Consider the following 18260-nt stretch of genomic DNA (forward strand, 5'->3'; position numbering starts at 1 on the left):
GCTGTACCGCAGCCTGTAGCCTCCCCGAGCGTTTCTGGACTAAGCATGAGAATACTGATCATTGGCCCCAGCTGGGTCGGCGACATGGTGATGGCGCAGACCCTGTTCCAGTGCCTGAAACAGCAGCACCCCGACTGCGTGATCGATGTGCTGGCCCCCGAGTGGAGCCGGCCGATCCTCGAACGCATGCCCGAGGTCCGTCAGGCCCTGAGCTTCCCGCTCGGCCACGGCGCACTGGAACTGGCCACGCGGCGACGCATCGGCAAGTCCTTGGCCGGCCAGTACGACCAGGCCATCCTGCTGCCCAACTCGCTGAAGTCGGCGCTGGTGCCGTTCTTTGCCGGTATCCCCAAGCGCACCGGCTGGCGCGGCGAAATGCGCTTCGGCCTGCTCAACGACGTGCGCAAGCTGGACAAGGCCCGTTACCCGCTGATGATCGAGCGCTTCATGGCCCTGGCCTACGCACCCGGCGCCGAGCTGCCGCAGCCGTACCCGCGCCCCAGCCTTCAGATCGAAGCGCAAAGCCGCGACGCCGCCCTTGCCAAGTTCGGCCTGGAGCTGGACCGCCCGGTGCTGGCGCTGTGCCCCGGTGCCGAGTTCGGCGAGGCCAAGCGCTGGCCGGCCGAGCACTACGCCACCGTGGCCGATGCGATGATCCGCCAGGGCTGGCAGGTGTGGCTGTTCGGCTCGAAAAACGATCACCCGGTCGGTGAGCAGATTCGCGATCGGCTGATCCCGGGCTTGCGTGAAGAGTCGTCCAACCTGGCCGGCGAAACCTCGCTGGCCGAGGCCATCGACCTGATGTCCTGCGCCCATGCCGTGGTGTCCAACGACTCGGGCCTGATGCACGTGGCCGCCGCGCTGAACCGCCCGCTGGTGGCGGTGTACGGCTCGACCTCGCCGGGCTTCACCCCGCCGCTGGCCGAGCATGTGGAAGTGGTGCGCACCGGCATCGAGTGCAGCCCGTGCTTCGACCGCACCTGCCGCTTCGGCCACTACAACTGCCTGCGCCTGCTGGAACCGGGCAAAGTCATCGCTGCCCTGCACAGCCTGACCGGGCCGGACCTGATCGATACCGTGGCCGAGGTCGACTAAGTGCGGGTACTGATCATCAAGACTTCGTCGCTGGGTGATGTGATCCACACCTTGCCGGCGCTTACCGATGCGGCCCAGGCCATCCCGGGCATCCGCTTCGACTGGGTGGTGGAAGAAGGCTTCGCCGAAATCCCCAGCTGGCACCCGGCGGTCGACCAGGTGATCCCGGTGGCCATTCGCCGCTGGCGCAAGAACCTCTGGCAAACCATCAAGAGCGGTGAGTGGAAGGCATTCAAGCAGCGTGTACGCGAGCGCAAGTACGACCTGGTGATCGACGCCCAGGGCCTGGTCAAGTCGGCCTGGCTGACCCGCTACGTGAAGGCGCCGGTGGCTGGCCTGGACCGCTACTCGGCCCGGGAGGGCTGGGCCAGCCGCTTCTATGACCGGCGCCTGTCGGTTGCCACCGGCCAGCACGCGGTGGAGCGGGTGCGCCAGCTGTTCGCCATGGCCCTGGCCTACGACCTGCCGGAAGGCATCGGCAACTACGGCCTCGACCTCGAGCGCCTGCAACTGCCGCCGGCCGCCCCCTATGTGGTGTTCCTGCACGGTACCACCTGGGCGACCAAGCACTGGCCTGAAGCCTACTGGCGCGAACTGGCCGAGCGCATGGGCCGGCGCAAGCTGGAAGTGCGCCTGCCGTGGGGCAACCCGGCCGAGAAGGCGCGGGCCGAGCGCATCGCCCAGGGCTTGAACAACTGCCAGGTGCTCCCCAAATTGAACCTTGCCGGCGTCGCACGCGTGTTGGCGGCGGCAAAAGCCTGTGTGGCGGTCGATACCGGCCTCGGCCACCTGGCGGCGGCACTTGATGTGCCCACCATTTCGCTGTTCGGCCCGACCAACCCGGGCCTGACCGGCGCCTACGGACGGACCCAGATTCACCAGGCCAGTGACTGGCCCTGCGCGCCCTGCCTGCAGAAGAAGTGCACCTACAAACCGAGCGCCGACGACCTGCGCCGGTTCGATCTGAAACGCGAGTGGCCGCTGTGCTTCACTCGCCTGAATCCCGAGCATGTGGCGAGCCGCTTGAGCGCGTTGCTGCTGGCTGAGGATGTCCGTTGATGCAACTGGCTTTCGTGCTTTACAAATATTTCCCCTTCGGCGGGCTGCAGCGCGACTTCATGCGCATTGCCCTGGAATGCCAGAAGCGGGGCCACCAGATCCGTGTGTACACGCTGATCTGGGAGGGTGACATTCCGCCGGGCTTCGAAGTGCTGGTGGCGCCGGTGAAGGCGATTTTCAATCACCGCCGCAACGAGAAGCTCAGCGCCTGGATGGCCGCCGACCTGGCCAAGCGCCCGGTCGACCGCCTGATCGGCTTCAACAAGATGCCTGGGCTGGATGTGTACTACGCCGCCGACGGCTGCTTCGAGGACAAGGCGCAGACCCTGCGTGGCGGCCTGTACCGCCGCTGGGGCCGCTACCGGCACTTTGCCGAGTACGAACGTGCGGTGTTCGCCAAGGACGCCCATACCGAAGTGCTGATGATTTCCGAAGTGCAGCAGCCGCTGTTCATCAAGCACTACGGCACCCCGGTGGAGCGTTTCCACCTGCTGCCGCCGGGCATTTCCCAGGACCGCCGCGCGCCGGCCAATGCCGGCGAAATCCGCGCCGAGTTCCGCAAGGAATTCAACCTGGGCGATGACGACCTGCTGCTGGTGCAGATTGGCTCAGGCTTCAAGACCAAGGGCGTTGACCGCAGCCTCAAGGCCCTGGCCGCGCTGCCATCGGCCTTGCGCAAACGTACCAGGCTGATGGTGATAGGCCAGGATGACCCCAAGGTGTTCCAGCTGCAAAGCGCTACCTTGGGCCTGGGCGAGCAGGTGCAGTTCCTCAAGGGCCGCAGCGACATCCCGCGCTTTCTGCTTGGCGCCGACCTGCTGATCCACCCGGCGTACAACGAGAACACCGGCACGGTGCTGCTCGAGGCACTGGTGGCCGGCCTGCCGGTGCTGGTCTCCAAAGTATGCGGCTACGCCCACTATATCGCCGAGGCCGACAGTGGCCTGGTGCTGGACGAGCCGTTCGAGCAGGAACAGCTCAATGGCTACCTGCAGCGCATGCTCGAAGACCAGCAGGCCCGCGCCAGCTGGTCGCGCAACGGCCTGGCGTTTGCTGAAACCGCCGATCTGTACAGCATGCCGCAGCATGCCGCCGACGTGATCCTGGGGCAGGAGTCCGCATGAAGCTGATACTGGCCGAACCGTTCAAGCGCCTGTGGGCCGGGCGTGATGCCTTCGATGCCGTGGAGGCGCTGCAAGGCGAGGTCTATCGCGAACTGGAAGGGCGCCGCACGCTGCGCACCGAAGTCGCTGGCGAGGGCTTTTTCGTCAAGATCCACCGCGGCATCGGCTGGGGCGAGATCTTCAAGAACCTGCTTACCGCCAAGCTGCCGGTACTCGGCGCCGGCCAGGAATGGCAGGCCATACAGCGCCTGCACCAGGTTGGCGTGCCGACCATGACAGCCGTCGCCTATGGCGAGCGTGGCAGCAACCCGGCCGCGCAGCACTCGTTCATCATCACCGAAGAGCTGGCGCCGACCATCAGCCTGGAAGACTTCAGCATCGACTGGGTCAGGCAGCCGCCCGAGCCGCGCCTGAAGCGCGCGCTGATCGCCGAAGTGGCGAAGATGACCGGCGGCATGCACCGCGCCGGGGTCAACCACCGCGACTGCTACATCTGCCACTTCCTGCTGCACACCGACCGCCCGGTGACGGCGGAAGACTTCAAACTGTCGGTAATCGACCTGCACCGCGCGCAGACCCGGGCGAAAATCAGCCGCCGCTGGCGCGACAAGGACCTGGCCGCGCTGTACTTCTCGGCGCTGGACATCGGCCTGACCCAACGCGACAAGCTGCGCTTCCTGCGCGGTTACTTCCAGCGCCCGCTGCGGCAGGTCCTTAAGGATGAAGCCGCGCTGCTCGCCTGGCTGGAGCGCAAGGCGCAGAAACTCTATGACCGCAAGCAACGTTATGGGGATGCACTCTGATGGCGGGGTGGACACTGGCGCCAGGCTACCAACACCTGGCGGCGGACTTCGGCAGCCTGGAAGCGGTATTTGCCCTGCAAGGCGAGCGCCTGACCCGCGACCCGCTCAGTGAGGTGGTGCGTATCACGCGTGACGGGGTCAATTATTACGTCAAGCGCTACACCGGGGCCGGCAAGCACATGCGCCGTTACCTGGGCCGGCCGCGGATCAAGGCCGAATGGCAGAACCTCAAGCAGTTCGACAAGTGGGGCATCCCCACTGCCGAAGTGGTGGCCTGGGGCCTGGAGCGCAATGGCCTGGCCTTTGGCCGGGGGGCCATGATCACCCGCGAACTGCCGCATACCGAAGACTTGTCGGCGCTGGCCGAGCGTAACGATGCACGCCTGGCCGATCGCGCCTGGGTCGGGCATGTCAGCAGCCAGCTGGCGCGCCACACCCGGGTCATGCACCAGCACCACTTCGCCCATAACGACCTGAAATGGCGCAACTTGCTGGTCGACGACCAGGGCACGCTATTCTTCATCGACTGCCCCACCGGCGATTTCTGGCGCGGCTTCATGTGGCGGCACCGGATGATCAAGGACCTGGCATGCCTGGACAAAGTGGCCAAATACCACCTGTCGGCGACCCAGCGCCTGCGTTTCTACCTGCAATATCGTGGCCGCGACCGGCTGAATGTGCGTGACAAGAAGCGCATTCGCCAGGTGGTGAGCTTTTTCGAGGGAAGGGAATGACCGATTACCTGGCCAGCGCGGACCTCGCGCTGCTCAAGCGCCATGGCCTGGACGACTTCGAGGCACTGTGGGCGCTGCAACTGGATGCCGTGGACGAACCGAACACCGGCCGCGGTGGCTGGAGCAGCGTGTACCGCCTGGAGCTCGAGGGCAAGGGCTACTACCTCAAGCGCCAGAGCGACTACCTGACCCGTACCCTGCACCGGCCATTCGGCGAGCCGACCTTCGCCCGCGAATTCCGCAACATCAGCCGTTACCAGAAACTGCAGATTCCGGCCTTGCAGGCGGTGTTCTACGGCGAGCGCAAGAAAGGCGGCACGCATCGGGCGATCCTGATGACTCGTGCTCTGGACGAATGGGCCGACCTCGACAGCTTGCTGGCCCGGTGGCCACAACTGAGCGATGCCGAACGCAATGGTGTCCTGCATGCCTGCGGCCAGCTGGCGCGCACCCTGCACAGCGCCGGCCAGGTGCATGGTTGCTTCTACCCCAAGCACATCTTCCTGCGTCAGCGCCGCGAAGGCTGGGACGCGCAACTGATCGACCTGGAGAAGACCCGACCCCTGCTGTTCGGCATGCGTGACCGCCTCAAGGACCTGGAACCGTTGCTGCGCCGCGCACCGGTCTGGGGCGAGCGCGATGTACGTACCTTACTGGCCAGCTACCTGGCGCAGCCTGCCGATGGCACGCTGGTCGATACCTGGCTGCAACGCCTGACGCAACGCCGTCGTGAAAAAGAGGCCCGCTGATGCGTTTGTCTGAATTGAAAGAGGCCGGGCGCAGCCCCTCGTTGCCCCTGAGCATCACCCTGGCCGATGCCGCCGGCACGGCCGACCTGCAATTGCTCAGCCTGCTGCGCGTGCTGCCGGGCCAGCGCTATGTGGGTGCCGGCGTGTGGCGCGGTACCCCGGTGCTGGCCAAGCTGCTGGTCGGTGGTAACGCTGCACGGCATTTCCAGCGCGAACTGCAAGGCGTGAAACTGCTGGCCGAGCAGGGCCTGACCACGCCGAAGCTGCTGGCTGACGGCCTCAAGGAAGGCGAGGGCGGCTGGCTGCTGTTCGAATTCCTCGACGGCGCCGAGAGCCTGGCCGATGCCTGGGCGGCAGTGGAGAGCTTGCCGGTGTTGGCAGACGAGCAGCATCTGGTGCTGGGCGAGGCGCTCACTGCAGTGGCGCACATGCACGCCCGGGGCCTGTGGCAGGAAGACCTGCACCTGGACAACCTGCTGCGCCACGGCGGCAAGCTGTACCTGATCGACGGCGCCGGCATCAAGGCCGAAACGCCTGGCCAGCAGCTGTCACGCCCGCGTGTGCTGGAAAACCTGGGGGTGTTCTTCGCTCAGCTCCCCAAGCGCCTGGAGCCTTTCATCGAAGAATTGCTGGTGCACTATCTGCTGGCCAACGCCGAGCATGCGCTGCCGCTGGAAGCCCTGCAGAAGCAGGTAGACAAGGTGCGCAGCTGGCGCCAGAAGGATTACCTGGAAAAGGCTGGTCGTGAATGCAGCCTGTTCAGTGTCGAGCGCAGCCTTTCGGGCTTGCGGGCAATCCGCCGCGACGAGGTCGAAGCCATGCTGCCGGTACTGGAGCAGGCCGACGCGTTGATCGACCAGGGTCACCTGTACAAGACCGGTGGTGCGGCCAGTGTGGCGCGCATCGAGGTTGGCGGGCGCACGCTGGTGCTCAAGCGCTACAACATCAAGAACACCGCGCACTGGTTCAAGCGCTTCTGGCGCCCGAGCCGGGCGTGGCATTCCTGGATCGAAGGCCATCGCCTGGAATTCCTCGACATTGCCACGCCGCGTCCACTCGCGGTGCTGGAGCAACGGGTGATGGGGCTGCGAAGCCGTGCCTACCTGGTCACCGAGTATATCGATGGCCCAGACCTGGCCGAATGCTTCGCGCCCTATGTGGATAACGGCGATGCGCCCGAGGAGCAGGTGGATGCCCTGGTGCATGTGATGCAGCAGCTGATTCGCGAGCGTATCAGCCATGGTGACTTCAAGGGCCACAACCTGTTCTGGCACAACGGCCAATGGTCGCTGATCGACCTTGACGCCATGTGCCAGCACGCCACCCAGCTCAGCTTCGCCCCGGCCTACGCCCGTGATCGGGCGCGGCTGCTGCGCAACTGGCCGAGTGGCAGTGCCTTGCATCAGCGGCTGGACCGGTTGCTGCCCAAGCTGGCCGAGTAATCCGCCGGCAGTGCCAGCCAGTCGCTGCTGCGGCCTGGCTGGCGCACGCGAATGCGCCATTGGCCGCCCTGTTGGCGCAATACTGCCCAGGCGTGGACTGCGCCCAGTGCCTTCTCGGGCAGCAGCAAATGGTATTGCCCGGCAAGCAGGTGCCGTCGAACCGGCAACTGATGGTTACCCAACTGCAAATAGAGTTGCCCCCCAGCGTCGTGCAGGTCGGCGTCCCCTGCCACCGGTTCGCCCGCTAATGGTTGTTGCAGGCGTACCTCTTCCAACAGGTGGGCTATGTCAGGCAACCCGTCGTGCCAAAGCACGATGGAATCGACCACCCAATTGCCGTTGCGCAGCCGTTTGATCGGCAGTTGCGCGTAGGCATCCGGCTGCCTGGGGTCGAGTACCCGCCAGCGATAGCCGTCGAAGTGGACGTTGTACAACCGCCCCTGGCTGTCCTTGACGAAGTACCGGTCCGGACCTGGCACGCTGTTGATCTGTTCGTACACTTCCTCGCCATGAACGCCGTCGATCCGGTAGCGCAGCTTGCTCACATCCACGGCCGCTTCGTGGGTATTCGGCAGTGGGCGCGGAGGTTGCGGTGGCAGGCCGCGCATCGCCCTGCGCATGAGGGGCGAACCAGCGAAACTGGACAACCCATCGGCGCTGTGGCTCAAAGCGGCCATGGCGTGGTGGAAGGTTGCTGCATAATCCTCTTTTTCCAGGGCTTCGAAGCCGTCCCACAGCGAAATCGACATACGGCCGAAGGCCAGGGCTGACATTGTCGGGGCCGGTAGCACGAGGCTGATCATGTCGAGAACCAGGCGCAGCGTCGACAGCCCGTACTCGCCGAGCAGCTCGCGGTTGCTGCGGCTGTTGGTATCGGCCTCGGCGATCATGGCGTGGACCTGGGCCTTGTAAAGGGCATCGAAGAGGTTGCCGTTGATCATTGGTCTTTGCACATATGGCCCGAGGCGGCCTTTGCGCACCAACTTGTCGAGCCGCTTGCCATCAGCCAGAGGCGCGCGCTGGATCAGGTACTTTCGCAAGGACGGCGTGCTGCGAAGGGTTCTGAGCAGCGCCCGGGTATCGGGGAATTCACGCCATGCGCGCCGGTCGGGAGCGTCCGGCGTATACAGCACCAGCGACGGCTGGTTGTCGCTCTCGGCATTGAGCAGCAGTACCCCTTGCAGCGTGTGCCCGTCGATGATCAGTTGGCGCACCGCGATACGATGCTCGTCGATGGTAGGGCGCCAATTGTTGTCGGGGTGGTCGGTGACGGCTTTGACCCAGCGATAGCCCCGCTCGCGGGTATCGTTCAGAAAGTGCCTGGCATAGCGGGCCTTGGCCGCCTCGGCGCGCATGCGGGCGCGGTTCATGTTGCCGTGGCATTGCATGCGCCATCGCGCACCTGGAGACTCCAGCAGGTGGGTTCGCAGGTAGCGGATGTAGCCACTGCCGGCGTCTAGCTCACGCACCAGGCGCTTTACCCCTTCCGCGGATATTGATTCCAGCGTGGAGCCGTCCTCGTTGTGTATCCGGGCAGTTAGCCAGTAATCGACGTCGAACCAGCCGATGTTCAGCAGGGCCAGCTCGTCCAGGCGGTAGGTGGTGGTTACCAGTTCGATGGTGCCACCGACATGGCGACGGTTGGCAACGGCCACGTAACCCGAAGGTGCCAGCGGGTTGATCAGCGGGCCGGTGCGGTGTGCAAGTGTGACGGTTATGCAGACTTTTTCGGCAGGCAATCCGATGGAGAATTCGCGCCGCAGCGCCTTGCCGAGACGTTCGCGCACCCATGCCAGCAGGTGGTGGCGATTGCCGAACGCCTCAAGGGTCAAAAGGCCGGGTGCAGCGGCCTGGGTGATGGCCCCGGCGAGCTCCTGGACCGTTTGCATGATGTGCGTCAGGCTTTGCGTGGAGCTCTGGCGCAGCCAGGCGGGCAGGTGTTTTTCCAGCAGCAGCGCATAACGGGTGGACAACGCATATTGGCTGCCCATGAGATCGGTCAGTGACTGCTGTTCGGCAAGGGTGCTTTTCAGTGCCGGTAGATTCGGGTTCTGGTCAAGCGCCCAGGCGGCGTGCCAGGCGATGGTGAGCCGTTGATGCTGCGCGTCGATCACGTCAGTGGCCTGTTGCTCGACCAGGTCGCCGGTAAACCACTCGTAGCGCAGCCGGTCGGCACACCGGACCAGTTGCTGGTCCTGCAGGCGAGGTAGCAATTGCAGCATTGGCCGGCTTTGCATGGGGTCGTCCAGGCGCTCGCACAGCTCCCTGTGCAGTTCGGCCAGGTTGGCGAAGCCTTCAACGCCATGAGACACGCTGCACAGCAGTGCCTGGCCTGTGGCTGTTGCGGGCTCGGCAATGGCCCCTTCCGGTGCTTCTGCCACCAGTACCAGCACGCCGGGTAACGGCAACCGGCCATGGGGGCTTGAACGATTGAATACCGGCCGATAAACCTGGGCCCGGTGGGAGTCTGGCAGGTGGTTGCGTTGCCAGGGTAGCGGCAGCTCCAGGGAGGTGCGCAGCAGGCTGATGTGGCTGTAGTCCAGGGTCTGGTCGGCGAGGCGCAGTTCCAGCTCGGCCAGAAGTTGCTCATGACGCAGTTCGCGCAGTTGTCGGGCGCGGCTGTGGCCTGCTTCGACAGGGTCGTTCCAGAACGCTGCCAGGTCACCGAAAAAACGCTGACGCATGGCGGCCGGCTCCGTTTCGCCCGCCAGTTCGGGTTTGCCTTGCTCAAGGGCGATCAGTTGTTGATCGAGCGCTTCGAGGCGCTGCAAAGGTGTCATGGTAAGGCTCCTTGGAAAATGGCAGCCAACCATGTCGCGGCAAAAGAGGGTGCGGGTATTACCCGGCTACTGCCGTGGACGAGGGTAGAAACCTTGCAGGCCAAGAGCCGCCGACAGCCCCAGGCCGAGCCAGGCCAGGCTGTCCCAGACCCCGTCCCCCAGCAAGGCGGCAAATAGCCCCACGGCAGTGAGCAGGGCCACGACCATCGGCCAGATGAAGATGCGCCAGGTCGGCTGTGACTTGTGGCTCATGCCCGCGCCTCCCGCTTCGTGCGTTGTTTGCCCCACCACAGGTACAAGCCGCTGCCGAGGACGATGATGGTCAGCACATCGAGTAGCGCCCACAGGATTTGCATTGGCCGGCCGCCGTAGTCGCCGAAGTGCAGTGGTTGCGACAGGCCCATGGCATCCATGTACCAGGGGCGTTCGCCGACGGCGGTCACTGCCAGTGTTCGCGCATCGATCAGCACGGGCGTGAGCAGGTGCGAGGTCAGGTGCGTGGCGCCCTTCATGAACACCGCATAGTGGTGCTCACTGGAAAAGCGTGTGCCGGGGAAGGCGATGAAGTCCGGGCGCATGCCGGGGGCGGCCTGTTCGGCGATGGTCAGCAGGTGAGTTGCCGGGGCGCGTTCGGTGAGCGGTGGGGCATCACGGTACGGGGCAACCATGGCGGCCAGGCTGTCGTTGCGCCAGGCGGCGATGACCAGGTCCGACAGCGCGCTGATGACACCGGTCACGCCTACCGTCAGTGCCCATGCCAAGGTGACCACACCGATCAGGTTGTGCAGGTCGAGCCAGCGCAGGCGACGGGATTTACCGTGGCGCACCGTGCCGAAGTCCAGGCGGCGCATGAACGGTGCATAGAGCACGGTGCCGGAGATGATCGCCACGACGAACAGCACGCCCATGAAGGCCAGCAGCAGCTTGCCGGGCAGGCCGGCGAACATGTCCACGTGCAGGCGCAGCATGGTCATCATGAAGCCGCCGTTGGCGGCCGGCATGGCCACGGCTTCACCGGTGCGGGCGTCGAGCATGAAGGTGTGCGACGAATTGGGTTCGGTGCCGGCGGTGACGGCGGTTATGGCCACTACGCCGTTGGCTTCGTCCTCGTCGTAGCCGAAGTACTGCATGACCTCGCCGGGGCGGTGCTGCTCGGCCTTGATCACCAACTGCTGCAGGTCCAGATGTGGTGTATCGGCTGGCATTTCACGCAGTTCTGGGGCGTCGCCGAGCAGGTGTTCGAGCTCGTGGTGGAAGATCAGCGGCAGGCCGGTGACTGCCAGCAACAGCAGGAACAGGGTGCAGACCAGGCTGCTCCAGGTGTGGATCACCGACCAGCGGCGGATGGTTGGGCTTTTCATCACGGTACCGATTTTTGCCTGTTGGAAGCTGGGGCCGCAAAGCGGCCCCCGTTCACTCAGAACTTGTAATTGACACTGGCCACCACGTTGCGCTCGTCGCCGTAGTAGCAGTAGTACCCGTCACAGGTAGACAAGTAGTCCTTGTTGAACAGGTTCTTCGCATCCACGGCTACGGTCACCCCCTTGAGGGTGCTGTTCAGGCGGCCCAGGTCGTAGTGCACCGAAGCGTCGTACACGGTGTAGGACCCCACATGCCCCCAATCGGTGTTAGTGGTATTACCGTAGGTGTCGCCCACGTAGCGCACGCCAACGCCGACCCCGAACCCATCCAGTGGTCCGCTGTGCCAGGTGTAGTCAGCCCAGGCAGTAGCCTGGTTGCGCGGCACCTGCGCCATGCGCTTGCCTTTCTCGTCACTGGTGCCTTTGATGATTTCGCTGTCGTTGTAGGTGTACGAGCCCACCAGTTTGAGGTTCTCGGTCACATCCGAGGTAGCCTCCAACTCCAGGCCTTTTACGCGCACTTCGCCTACCTGGCGGGTGACACCACCCTCGGTCACCGACATGTTCTCCTGTGTCAGGTCGAACACAGCAGCGGTGAACAGGCTATTGCTGCCTGGAGGCTGGTACTTGATGCCCAGTTCGTATTGCTTGCCTTCGGTCGGTTCGAAGGCATCGGTGCTGTTGACGGTGGAACCGGTGGCAGCCTGGAACGACTCGGCATAGGAGATGTAAGGCGTCAGGCCGTTATCGAATACATAGCTGAGAGCTGCGTTACCACTGAACTTCTTGTCGCGTTGGGTGTTGGTTGCGTCGCCTTGATTGTGGAAGGTGGTGCCGGTGTGCACCCAGTCCTCACGGCCACCAAGGGTCAGGCGCCAGTTGTCCAACGCCATCTGGTCCTGGATATACAGGCCGGTCTGCTGGGTTTTCTGGTCGTAGTCGTACATGTCGAAGTACTGAACGTTCGAGAAATCCTGACCGTAGATGGGGTTGTGGATATTGCTCGGTGGCACACCCGCCGAGCCCCAGCGCCAGCGGGCATTGCTGTCCGAGCGCTGGTGGTCGAGCCCCAGCAGCAGGGTATGGGCAACCTGCCCGGTCTGGAAGTCGGCCTGGAAGTTGTTGTCCAAGGCGAACTGTGAGATGTCCTCCTCGACGATACCGGCGGTGCGTTGCACGGTGCCATCGGCGCTGACAGCTTCGTCCGGGCCGGCTGGCCAGATCGAACCACCGGCGGTAATGCCCTTGAAGTCCAGTTCGTTACGCGCGTAGCGCAGGTTCTGACGGAACTGCCAGGTATCGTTCAGGCGGGTCTCGAACGCATAGCCCAGGTGGTAGTAGGTGCGGTCGTAGGACTCCCAATCCGGGTCGCCCAGGTTCTTGTGGTGCGAAATCTTGCCTGCGGGGCTATCCAGCTTGGTGCCTTGCAGTGGCAGGAACTGGCCGGTGATGCCGGTGTCATCGCGGGTGTATTGGCTGATGAAAGTCAGCTTGGTGTCGTCGTTGATGTTCCAGGTCAGGCTGGGCGCGATGTTGTAGCGTTTGTCCGGGATGTGGTCTACCGGCGAACCGCTGTCACGCACGGTGCCGCTCACTCGGTACAGGAACTGGCCTGCATCGTCGAGCTTGCCAGTGCTGTCGAAGTTGATCTGCTTGTGGTTGTTGCTGCCAACCTGGGCTTCGACTTCGTGGCTGCTTTCCAATTGCGGCCGACGACTGGTCATGTCCAGCAGGCCGCCTGGTGGAGTCTGGCCGTAGACCGAAGAGGCAGGGCCACGCAGCACGGCGATGCGCTCCAGGTTCCAGGGCTCGATCTTGGGGGTGGCGTAGTTGCCCTTGGGCAATGGCAGGCCATCGAGGAACTGGGTAGGCACAAAACCCCGTACCAGCAACCAGTCACTGCGCGAGTCGGATCCATAGCCGCTGCTCTGCACGCCAGCGGTGTAGCGAAGGGCGTCGTTCAGGCTGAGCACCGGCCGGTCTTCCATCTGCTGGCGGGTGATCACGCTTACCGAGCGGGGAAGCTCGGCGATGGCGGTGTCGGTCTTGGTGCCCGCTGCTGTCCGGGTCGCGGTGTAACCGTCTACCGGCCCCCAGGCGCTTTCATAGCTGGAAGTCGCATTGATCGCAGTCTCCGGCAACGCCAGTGTCCCTTCCGGCGTAGCCACCAGGCTGTAGCTGCCCACGCTGCTTTGCTGCAGTTGCAGGCCGGTGCCGCGCAGGGCGGCCTGCAGGGCACCAAGGCCATCGAACTGCCCGCTCACCGGGGCCGAGGTGCGGCCGCTGACCAGTGCCGGGTCGATGGCCAGGGCGATGCCGGCCTGGCTGGCGATCTGGTTGAGAGTGGTGGCCAGCGGGGCGCTGGGCAGGTCGTAGGCGCGCTGAGCGGATTGCTCGGCGGCGAACAGGGCAGGGCTGGCCAATGGTGCGGTCACGGCGATGGCCAGGGCCATCAGGCTGGGGCGCAGGATACGATCAACAGCACGGGACATGCAGAGGCTCCTCGACGGATAAGTGCTTTCTGCTTCCTTGCCGAGCGAGATTTGAAAAGTGACAGGGCGAATATGAAAAAAATTGAGAATTATTTGAAGTTGGTTTTCGCCTGTACCGCCCCTTTCGCGGGCTTGCCCGCTCCCACAGGGATCGCGGGGGCTTTGAGGCTGGTGCAACCCTGTGGGAGCGGGTTTACCCGCGAAGAGGCCGGTGCAGGTTTATTTGGGAACGACGGTCACCCACCACGGCGTATGCCGCTCGACCTTCACTGGCAGTGCCGGCACCAGCGACGACAGTGCCAGGTCGGTATCGGTCAGCGGGAAGCTGCCGGTCACCCGCAGATCGGCGACCTGGTCGTCTACCCCGAGGTAACCGCTGCGGTACTGGCCAAGCGTGGCCAGCAGGTCAGCCAGGCGCACGTTGTCCACCACTAGCATGCCGCGGGTCCAGGCGTCGGCACCGGCTGGCACCGTGCCGATCCGGCCAAGGCCGTTGGCGTTCATCAGCACCTGCTGGCCTTCGCGCAGCACCTGTTCGTCACCGCTGTTCAGCGGCATGGCGGCGACCGAGGCTTGCAGCACTTCCAGGCGCGTGCCGTCGTCCTCGCGGCGTACCAGGAAGCGCGTGCCCAATGGGCGCAGGCGGCCATCGTCGGTGCGCACCAGCAGCGGGCGCGGGTCCTGATGGCCGGTTTCGACCGAAATCTCGCCTTGGTGCAGCACGATCACCCGTTGCTTGCCGGCGTAGTCGATATCCACGGCCGTGTGGCTGTTCAGGCTCAACAAGGTGCCGTCTTCCAGGCGCAGGGTACGCAGTTCGCCGGTGGCGGTGCGCTGGTCGGCCAGCCAGTAGCTCGGTGCCAGCGATGGTGCGCCGACCCAGGCCAGCAGCGAGCCCAGCAGAAACATGCCGGCCAGCCCGCCGCCGACCTTGCCGATACGTCGGCGCAGCCCGGCGCGCGATTGCAGCAGGGCCTGGCGTGCCGGGCCGGCAGCGGCGCTCACGCGCTGGTCCATGGCACCGAGTTGGCGCCAGGCGCGGGCATGCTCCTCGCTGGCGGCATGCCAGCGCATGAATTCGCTGCGCTCGTCAGGTGTGCCGCTGCCGTTGTCGAGGCTGAGCTTCCAGGCAATGGCGGCTTCCAGCACCCGGGACGAAACCGGTGAACTGCTCACGTCGGCTCCCCGTACAGGGCCACGTAGCACTGGCGCATGCCCTGGGCGATGTACTGGCGCACCCGCGAAACCGAAACCCCCATGTGCTCGGCGATTTCGGCATGGCTCATACCGTCCAGGCGATTGTGCAGGAATGCTGCGCGGGCCTTGCTCGAGAGCTTGCCGAGCAGGCGGTCGATGGCCTTGAGGTCCTCAAGGATCAGGTGTTGCACTTCCGGGGAAGGTTGTTCGACTTCCGGCATCAGGGCCAGTTCGGCCAGGTAGGCCTGTTCCAGCGCGGCGCGGCGGAAGTGGTCGAACATCAGGCCCTTGGCCACGGCGGCCAGGAACGCGCGGGGTTCGCGGGGCGTATCCAGTTGCGCACGGCCGAGCAGGCGCACGAAGGTGTCCTGGCTCAGGTCTTCGGCACGTTGGCGGCAGGCCATGCTGCGTTGCAGCCAGGCGAGCAGCCAGCCGCGATGGTCGCGGTACAGCGCACCGACCAGATCGGCGTGTGGGCTCTGTGCAGAAGACAAGCAGCGTCCCCCCGGAACGAATGCATTAACTAACGATAATTATTCGCGATTGTTGCAGAGGGGAGGGGGTGGGTGCAATGGACGCTTATCGGATGGCCATCATCCAAGTCGTGCAGATGTTATGCCTGTGCTGGCCTCTTCGCGGGTAAACCCGCTCCCACAGGATCTCCAGGGCATCAAAGGCAGTACAGTCCCTGTGGGAGCGGGTTTACCCGCGAAGAGGCCAGCAAGGGCGGTGAAAAGCTACAGGCCGTGGTTGTGCACCTTGCGCCTGCGCCACCCGCGCAAGCGCTGCTCCAGCTGCAGCGGGCTGTCCAGCTGCTGGCGCCGGGCCTGGCTGAACAGGATCAGCGCCAGTTCGGCGGTAACCAGGGCATCGGCGCTGGCATGATGGCGCTCCTCGACTTGCAGGCCAAACCGCGCGACCCAGTCATCCAGCCCGGCCTCGCGCAGCACTGTGTCGGGGTTGAGCATCGGTGCCAGTTCGGCAACATCCAGGAAGGGCGAGTGCAAGCGATAGCCCAGGCTTTCCTTCAGCGCACGGGCCAGCATGCGCTGGTCGAACGGCGCGTGGAATGCCAGCACCGGGCTGTTGCCAATGAAGTCGAGCAGGTCGAGCAAGGCCTCGGCCGGGTCGCAACCGGCAGCCAGGGCACTCGGGCCCAGGCCATGGATCAGCACGCTGGCGTTGGTCTTCTGCAAAGGCCGGTGCAAGGTGCGTTCGAACTGCTGGGCAAAGTCGATGGCGCCGTCTTCGATGGCGACGGCACCAACCGATAGCACCTGGTCACGGTTGGTGTTCAGGCCGCTGGTCTCCAGGTCCAGCACCACCCAGCGTTGCTCGCGCAGGGTACACACCCCCAATGGCGCTGGCTTGGGCAGCCGGGCCAGGCGCTGGCGCGTGGCGTGGTCCAGTTCCGGCGCACTGGGGCGCAGCCAGGCGAACAGGCTCATAGCTGGTACCGCAAGGCCAGGCTGCTTTGCAGGCGCTGGGCCTGGCGCAGGGACTCGCGCAGGATGCGCCGGTCCAGGTGGTTGAGGCTGTCCGGGTCCAGGCGGTTGGAATAGGGCAGGTTGTCGCGGGTCTGGCGCTGGTGCTGCTGCATGCGCGTTTGCTGGATGAAGTGGTAGGCCTCTTCATACGCTGCGCTATCCAGTGCCTCGATCACGCCCTTGGCCACGAGCTGGCGCAGGCGCTCCAAGGTATTGCAGGCACCGATGCCGTTGGCCAGGGCCAGCAGCCGCGCACCATCGACGAAGGGCGTCAGGCCCTGGACCTTGAGGTCGAGGGTGGCGGCCTTGTCGTTGCCCTGGCGGGTCAGCACGAACTCGCGCAGGCGGCCCACCGGCGGGCGCTGGCGCAGGGCGTTGTCAGCCATCATGCGCTGGAAGATGCGGTTGTCGGCCACCTGGTCCAGCAGGCCCTGGCGCAGCTGCTCGCAACCTTGCTCGTCGCCCCACACCACGCGCAGGTCGAAATAGATGCTCGAGCCCAGCAGGTTCTCCGGGCTGGCTTCGCGGACAAAACCGGCAAAACGCCGCGCCCATTCACTGCGCGACAGGCACAGCTCGGGGTTGCCGGCCATGACGTTGCCCTTGCACAGGGTGAAGCCGCACTGGGCCAGGCACTGGTTGATGTATTGCGCCAGCGGCAGCAGGCGTGCGCGGATGGCGTCGGCTTCGGTGCTGTCGGCGGCTTCGAAGAGGATGCCGTTGTCCTGGTCGGTGTGCAGGGTTTGTTCTCGTCGCCCCTCGCTGCCAAAGCACAGCCAACTGAACGGCACGCCCGGGTCACCGCGCTCGGCCAGCGCCAGTTCGATCACCCGGCACACGGTGTGGTCGTTGAGCAGGGTGATGATCTGGGTGATCTGCGTGGAGGACGCGCCATGGGCCAGCATGCGCTCGACCAGCTGGCTGATTTCGCCGCGCAGCGAGACCAGGGTATCCAGGCGTGGCGCATGGCGGATGGTGCGTGCCAGGTGCACCAGGTCGACCCGTTGCAGGGAGAACAGGTCGCGCTCCGAAACCACACCGCACAGGCGTCGGTTTTCCACCAGGCATACGTGGGCGATATGCCGCTCGGTCATGGCCATGGCTGCGTCGAAGGCGCTGGCCTGGGGGCTGAGGTAGAACGGCTGGGCGGTCATGTGCCGCGCGATGGGCGCGCCCAGGTCGGCATCGGCCGCCGCCACCACCTGCCGCAGGTCGCGCAGGGTGAAGATACCGGTGGGGTAGCGCTGCGGGTCGACCACCACGATGCTGCCAACCTGCTGCTCGTGCATCAGCCGCACGGCGTCGCGCAGGGGCGTGTCGGGGCTGCACACCACCGGGTGGCGCATGGCCAGTTCACCCAGTGGCGTGTTCAGCGAATACTGGGTGCCGAGGGTTTCCACCGCGCGCTGGCGTACCTGCTGGTTGACCTGGTCGAGCAGGCTGCTGACCCCGCGCAGGGCAAAATCCCGAAACACTTCCGACATCGAGAACACGCGGATGAACGCGGCCTTGTTCAGCTGCAGGCAGAAGGTGTCCTCGCCGGCCAGATGTTCGGTGCGTGTCGCCCGCTCGCCGAGCAGGGCAGCCAGCGGGAAGCATTCGCCACTGGTGATCTCGAAGGTAGTCTCCACACCAGGTTTGACCAGATGCTGGCGTTCGCCGACCACGCGGCCCTGCTTGACGATGTAGAAGTGCTCGACCGGCCCGTCGGCAGGTTTGACGATGCTTTCGCCGCTGGCATAGAAGCGCAGCTGGCACTGTTCGACCAGGTAGGCCAGGTGGCTGTGTTCCATCTGGTTGAACGGCGGAAAACGCTGCAGGAACTGCAAGGTGCCCTGGATGTTCTGCAGCACTGCCGTCCTGCCCGCCTGGCTGTAGGCGTCCTTTTTGCTCATGAAACTGACCGTATCGCTATGCCGAACTATATATCTATATAT

At 64.8% G+C, this 18260-nt stretch carries 15 protein-coding genes; 7 read left to right on the forward strand and 8 right to left on the reverse strand.

The genetic code is table 11. The annotated features are described in order from the left end of the window. The first annotated feature begins 45 nt into the window (after positions 1-45). Genes waaF through QN085_RS01880 form a run of 7 tightly spaced genes read left to right on the forward strand, consistent with a single transcriptional unit; the run spans position 46 to position 7006 of the window. Positions 46-1095 carry a lipopolysaccharide heptosyltransferase II gene (gene waaF / locus QN085_RS01850; protein ID WP_013970536.1) on the forward strand — a complete coding sequence of 350 codons (1050 nt, stop codon included), beginning with the start codon at positions 46-48 and terminating at the stop codon, positions 1093-1095. Next, positions 1096-2154 (forward strand): lipopolysaccharide heptosyltransferase I, encoded by a 1059-nt coding sequence (waaC, locus tag QN085_RS01855; RefSeq protein ID WP_013970537.1) that lies wholly within the window; start codon positions 1096-1098, stop codon positions 2152-2154. After that, positions 2154-3278: a glycosyltransferase family 4 protein gene (locus tag QN085_RS01860; RefSeq protein ID WP_013970538.1), complete on the forward strand. Its 1125-nt coding sequence runs from the start codon at positions 2154-2156 to the stop codon at positions 3276-3278. Before waaC ends, QN085_RS01860 begins: the two co-directional genes overlap by 1 nt. After that, positions 3275-4081: a lipopolysaccharide core heptose(I) kinase RfaP gene (gene rfaP, locus QN085_RS01865; RefSeq protein ID WP_013970539.1), complete on the forward strand. Its 807-nt coding sequence runs from the start codon at positions 3275-3277 to the stop codon at positions 4079-4081. Before QN085_RS01860 ends, rfaP begins: the two co-directional genes overlap by 4 nt. Further along, positions 4081-4815 (forward strand): lipopolysaccharide kinase InaA family protein, encoded by a 735-nt coding sequence (locus QN085_RS01870; protein WP_013970540.1) that lies wholly within the window; start codon positions 4081-4083, stop codon positions 4813-4815. Before rfaP ends, QN085_RS01870 begins: the two co-directional genes overlap by 1 nt. Beyond that, the gene (locus QN085_RS01875) at positions 4812-5564 is read left to right on the forward strand and encodes a lipopolysaccharide kinase InaA family protein (RefSeq protein ID WP_003258637.1); all 753 of its coding nucleotides are present in this window, start codon (positions 4812-4814) and stop codon (positions 5562-5564) included. The genes QN085_RS01870 and QN085_RS01875 overlap by 4 nt, the downstream gene beginning before the upstream one ends. Then, a complete protein-coding gene (locus QN085_RS01880; RefSeq protein WP_013970541.1) occupies positions 5564-7006 on the forward strand; it encodes a lipopolysaccharide kinase InaA family protein in 1443 nt (480 codons plus the stop codon). The genes QN085_RS01875 and QN085_RS01880 overlap by 1 nt, the downstream gene beginning before the upstream one ends. On the opposite strand, the gene QN085_RS01885 is transcribed toward QN085_RS01880, so the two are convergent. The 8 genes from QN085_RS01885 to QN085_RS01920 all read right to left on the reverse strand — a co-directional run bounded on the left by QN085_RS01885 (position 6967) and on the right by QN085_RS01920 (position 18218). Continuing rightward, entirely contained in the window at positions 6967-9786 is a 2820-nt protein-coding gene (locus tag QN085_RS01885) for a dermonecrotic toxin domain-containing protein (protein WP_285689345.1), read from the reverse strand. The genes QN085_RS01880 and QN085_RS01885 overlap by 40 nt on opposite strands. Before the next feature lie 66 nt (positions 9787-9852). Further along, entirely contained in the window at positions 9853-10038 is a 186-nt protein-coding gene (locus QN085_RS01890) for a hypothetical protein (RefSeq protein ID WP_003258635.1), read from the reverse strand. Then, positions 10035-11147, reverse strand: coding sequence for a PepSY-associated TM helix domain-containing protein (locus QN085_RS01895; protein ID WP_024086126.1), 1113 nt, complete (start codon positions 11145-11147; stop codon positions 10035-10037). The genes QN085_RS01890 and QN085_RS01895 overlap by 4 nt, the downstream gene beginning before the upstream one ends. 56 nt (positions 11148-11203) lie before the next feature. Further along, complete coding sequence (locus QN085_RS01900; RefSeq protein ID WP_013970544.1) at positions 11204-13639, reverse strand: TonB-dependent siderophore receptor; 2436 nt, start codon at positions 13637-13639, stop codon at positions 11204-11206. 219 nt (positions 13640-13858) lie between these two features. Continuing rightward, the gene (locus QN085_RS01905) at positions 13859-14815 is read right to left on the reverse strand and encodes a FecR domain-containing protein (RefSeq protein ID WP_041506297.1); all 957 of its coding nucleotides are present in this window, start codon (positions 14813-14815) and stop codon (positions 13859-13861) included. Beyond that, on the reverse strand, positions 14812-15330 hold the full coding sequence (locus tag QN085_RS01910) for an RNA polymerase sigma factor (protein WP_013970546.1): 519 nt from the start codon (positions 15328-15330) through the stop codon (positions 14812-14814). The genes QN085_RS01905 and QN085_RS01910 overlap by 4 nt, the downstream gene beginning before the upstream one ends. Before the next feature lie 243 nt (positions 15331-15573). Beyond that, complete coding sequence (locus QN085_RS01915; RefSeq protein WP_013970547.1) at positions 15574-16284, reverse strand: 3'-5' exonuclease; 711 nt, start codon at positions 16282-16284, stop codon at positions 15574-15576. Continuing rightward, a complete protein-coding gene (locus QN085_RS01920; RefSeq protein ID WP_023660892.1) occupies positions 16281-18218 on the reverse strand; it encodes a DUF294 nucleotidyltransferase-like domain-containing protein in 1938 nt (645 codons plus the stop codon). The genes QN085_RS01915 and QN085_RS01920 overlap by 4 nt, the downstream gene beginning before the upstream one ends. Between the last annotated feature and the right edge of the window lie 42 nt (positions 18219-18260).

It is taken from the genome of Pseudomonas sp. M2(2023) (assembly GCF_030263955.1).
Classification (GTDB): domain Bacteria; phylum Pseudomonadota; class Gammaproteobacteria; order Pseudomonadales; family Pseudomonadaceae; genus Aquipseudomonas; species Aquipseudomonas asiatica.

What these genes read in the sequence shown, in the direction of transcription:
- waaF (WP_013970536.1), top strand. Translation starts at nt 46, where the DNA reads ATGAGAATACTGATCATTGGCCCCAGCTGGGTCGGCGACATGGTGATG.
- QN085_RS01860 (WP_013970538.1), top strand. Translation starts at nt 2,154, where the DNA reads ATGCAACTGGCTTTCGTGCTTTACAAATATTTCCCCTTCGGCGGGCTG.
- rfaP (WP_013970539.1), top strand. Translation starts at nt 3,275, where the DNA reads ATGAAGCTGATACTGGCCGAACCGTTCAAGCGCCTGTGGGCCGGGCGT.
- QN085_RS01870 (WP_013970540.1), top strand. Translation starts at nt 4,081, where the DNA reads ATGGCGGGGTGGACACTGGCGCCAGGCTACCAACACCTGGCGGCGGAC.
- QN085_RS01875 (WP_003258637.1), top strand. Translation starts at nt 4,812, where the DNA reads ATGACCGATTACCTGGCCAGCGCGGACCTCGCGCTGCTCAAGCGCCAT.
- QN085_RS01880 (WP_013970541.1), top strand. Translation starts at nt 5,564, where the DNA reads ATGCGTTTGTCTGAATTGAAAGAGGCCGGGCGCAGCCCCTCGTTGCCC.
- QN085_RS01885 (WP_285689345.1), bottom strand. Translation starts at nt 9,786, where the DNA reads ATGACACCTTTGCAGCGCCTCGAAGCGCTCGATCAACAACTGATCGCC.
- QN085_RS01890 (WP_003258635.1), bottom strand. Translation starts at nt 10,038, where the DNA reads ATGAGCCACAAGTCACAGCCGACCTGGCGCATCTTCATCTGGCCGATG.
- QN085_RS01895 (WP_024086126.1), bottom strand. Translation starts at nt 11,147, where the DNA reads ATGAAAAGCCCAACCATCCGCCGCTGGTCGGTGATCCACACCTGGAGC.
- QN085_RS01900 (WP_013970544.1), bottom strand. Translation starts at nt 13,639, where the DNA reads ATGTCCCGTGCTGTTGATCGTATCCTGCGCCCCAGCCTGATGGCCCTG.
- QN085_RS01915 (WP_013970547.1), bottom strand. Translation starts at nt 16,284, where the DNA reads ATGAGCCTGTTCGCCTGGCTGCGCCCCAGTGCGCCGGAACTGGACCAC.
- QN085_RS01920 (WP_023660892.1), bottom strand. Translation starts at nt 18,218, where the DNA reads ATGAGCAAAAAGGACGCCTACAGCCAGGCGGGCAGGACGGCAGTGCTG.